This window comes from Brachybacterium sp. AOP42-C2-15, assembly GCF_052377065.1.
In the GTDB taxonomy this organism is placed as follows: Bacteria; Actinomycetota; Actinomycetes; order Actinomycetales; family Dermabacteraceae; genus Brachybacterium.
The window spans coordinates 1-2359 of the sequence record NZ_JBQSWK010000089.1; the positions used below are offsets into that span (position 1 = coordinate 1).

A 2359-nucleotide genomic window follows, 5' to 3' on the forward strand; every position below is an offset into this window, starting at 1 on the left:
CGCTGGTTCGGGAAGGTACGCCCGATGCTCAAGATAGTCCCCGACTCCGACGAGGCCAATCAGAACGGGGCGAATCCGTCCGGCGAGTCGGTGCTCGACGCGCTTGCCCGTGACGGGGCGCGGCAGATGCTCGCGGCGGCGCTGCAGGCCGAGGTCGCCGCCTACGTCGATGCCGCGGCCGACGAGGTCGACGCCGACGGCCACCGGCTGGTGGTCCGCAACGGTCACCACGAACCGCGCGAGGTGACCACCGCGGCGGGCGCGGTGCCGGTCCGTGCTCCGCGGGTCAACGACAAGCGCACCGACGAGGCCGGGGAGCGACGTCGGTTCGCCTCGGCGATCCTGCCCGCCTGGGCCCGCAAGTCGCCGCAGGTGGCGGAGGTGCTGCCGCTGTTGTACCTGCACGGGCTGTCCAGCAACGATTTCGCTCCTGCGCTGGAGCAGTTCCTGGGCACCAGCGCAGGCCTGTCGCCCGCGACGATCACCCGGCTGACCGGCCAGTGGCAGGACGAGGCGACGGCGTTCAACACCCGGTCCTTGGCCGGCACGGACTACGTCTATGTCTGGGTCGATGGGATCCACCTCACCGTGCGGCTGTCTCAGGACAGGGTCTGCCTGCTGGTGATGATCGGGGTGCGTGCCGATGGCCGCAAGGAGCTGATCGCCCTGGCCGACGGGTTCCGCGAGTCTGCGGAGTCGTGGGCCGATCTGCTGCGTGACTGCAAGCGCCGCGGGATGGCCGCCCCGGTGCTCGCGATCGGCGACGGCGCGCTGGGGTTCTGGTCTGCGGTCCGCGACGTCTTCCCCACCACTCGCGAGCAGCGGTGCTGGTTCCACAAGATCGGAAACGTCCTGTCCGCGCTGCCGAAGTCCGCCCAGCCCGGGGCGAAGAAGGCCCTGGCCGAGATCTGGCAGGCCGAGGACCGTGCCCATGCCGAGACGGCCGCGAAGAACTTCGCCGACGAGTACGGGGCCAAGTGGCCCAAGGCCGTCGCGAAGATCACCGACGACCTCGCCGTGCTGCTGGAGTTCTACGACTACCCCGCCGAGCACTGGGTGCACCTGCGCACCACCAACCCGATCGAGTCCACGTTCGCCACCGTGCGGTTGCGCCAGCGCGTGACCAAGGGTCCCGGCTCCCGCGCCGCCGGCGTCGCGATGGCATTCAAGCTGATCGAGTCCGCTCAGACCCGCTGGCGGGCCGTGAACGCTCCCCACCTGGTCGCCCTCGTCCGAGCCGGCGCTACCTTCGAGAAAGGCCGCCTCGTCGAACGCCCCGACGACCAGACCGATCATCGGCCAGTAGACCGCCAACAGGCGGCTTGATGCACCGAGCTATAGGGCTGGACATGCAGGCTCGAGGTGCGAAGTCACCCGTTGTCTTACCTACCGTCCGGTAGCCAGTGTCTCAACCGCCACGCTTTGGCATAGATCACGTTGTTCGTTATCCAAGTAGGTGCGCGCGAGCTCGCGGAATGGGGCTCGCACGCATCGCGCAAGAAACCGTCAACCGGAGGAATCATGGATCGGCGAAAGTTCTTCACCGCAACGTTCGTCGGGGCCGCCGCCGCAGAGATCGGCGAAGAAGCGGTCACAGTGCTCCAAGACATTCTCGGAGTGGGCGGCGTCGTCTCCGCCTGCTCTCTCTGACCCGTTCGTTGACCCGAAGGAATCCACTTTGATGGCAGATAACAGCGATGTCAGCGACTTCATTCCCCCGGCGTTCTCCTTCGCCCTCACGGGGCATCTTGCGACTGGGGCGGTCAAGGTTGTCGCAATTGCACTGCTGCTATGGGGGCTGGGTCTGACTGGGTGGACTGCAAGCTTTCCTGCTGGAACGGCGATCATCACGGCTGTGGTCGTGATGGTCGCCGTCGAGCTTGCCACGACCGGCGTGGAGCGAATCTTCGTTCTCCGTCACCGGCACCCGGACCCCGGAAGCGTCCCGATGACGGCGATTGTCGCCGTACTTCCGTTGCCGATCAGCTTCCTCATCGGACTGCTCTTCGGGCCGGCGTCCTCCGGGGCTCTGATCACGAGGGCTGTCACCACCGTGGTCTACTGGGCCGCCCTTGTCGTGCTAGAGCGCCCGTGGGTCGAAGGAGACACCCAAGCCGACATCCGCAAGAAGTACGAGCAGACGAACGCGATGACTGGGGAACAATTCCGGTCCGAGTGACCGGCGCTGACAGCGCCGGCCAGCAACTCCTCGGTCGAGTAGCGGAACACCGATGCGCAGGTCTTGGCAATTTCTCCGCCCGCAGAACGGAGAGCAGGCCCTTCGCGAGTTCTAGACCTCGGCGACCCTCACCCGCTGCACCCCGTCTCCCGAACTGTCCGGAGATCGCCATGTTTGCCG

Annotated in this window: 3 protein-coding genes; all 3 read left to right on the top strand. The window is 66.8% G+C overall.

The genetic code is table 11. The features are described from left to right. Positions 1-24: 24 nt before the first annotated feature. The 3 genes from ACT3SQ_RS19090 (at position 25) to ACT3SQ_RS19100 (ending at position 2179) form a co-directional block, all read left to right on the top strand. On the top strand, positions 25-1326 hold the full coding sequence (locus ACT3SQ_RS19090) for an IS256 family transposase (protein WP_444601607.1): 1302 nt from the start codon (positions 25-27) through the stop codon (positions 1324-1326). A 195-nt stretch (positions 1327-1521) separates the two neighbouring features. Continuing rightward, the gene (locus ACT3SQ_RS19095) at positions 1522-1650 is read left to right on the top strand and encodes a hypothetical protein (protein ID WP_443335418.1); all 129 of its coding nucleotides are present in this window, start codon (positions 1522-1524) and stop codon (positions 1648-1650) included. Positions 1651-1681: 31 nt separating this feature from the next. Continuing rightward, positions 1682-2179: a hypothetical protein gene (locus ACT3SQ_RS19100; RefSeq protein WP_429179881.1), complete on the top strand. Its 498-nt coding sequence runs from the start codon at positions 1682-1684 to the stop codon at positions 2177-2179. The last annotated feature ends 180 nt before the right edge of the window (positions 2180-2359 follow it).

Bases quoted from the DNA above. Each gene is read 5' to 3' on its own strand.
- ACT3SQ_RS19100 (WP_429179881.1), top strand. From the start codon at position 1,682: ATGGCAGATAACAGCGATGTCAGCGACTTCATTCCCCCGGCGTTCTCC.
- ACT3SQ_RS19090 (WP_444601607.1), top strand. From the start codon at position 25: ATGCTCAAGATAGTCCCCGACTCCGACGAGGCCAATCAGAACGGGGCG.
- ACT3SQ_RS19095 (WP_443335418.1), top strand. From the start codon at position 1,522: ATGGATCGGCGAAAGTTCTTCACCGCAACGTTCGTCGGGGCCGCCGCC.